This window comes from Bradyrhizobium sp. 25ACV (assembly GCF_054863005.1).
In genome coordinates, this window is record NZ_JAVAYO010000080.1 from 1 (window position 1) to 276 (window position 276).

Genomic DNA, 276 nt, shown 5'->3' on the forward strand with positions numbered 1-276 from the left:
GTCGACGGCGGAAGCTTTCGGGTCACCCTCCGGCGCCAGGGGAACCTCGTTAGCGACGAGTGCACCCGCTGCGGGCTCTGCTCCGAGGCCTGCCCGGTCGTCCTTCCGAACGAGTTCGATTCGGCAATGGCGAGCCGTAAGGCGATCTACACGCCGTTCCCGCAGGCCGTCCCCGGACCGTACTTCCTGTCGGTCGCGGATTGCGTCAACGAGCCTCCGATCGTTCTCCCCTGCTCCCGGTGCATGGACGTCTGCCCACCGAAGGCGATCTCGTGG

Annotated in this window: 1 protein-coding gene; it reads left to right on the forward strand. The window is 67.0% G+C overall.

Features of this window, described 5'->3' with window-relative positions; all coding sequences use genetic code 11:
• Positions 1 to 276: 4Fe-4S binding protein (locus tag RAD04_RS38660; protein ID WP_461627967.1), on the forward strand; the 276-nt coding region annotated here is incomplete at both ends.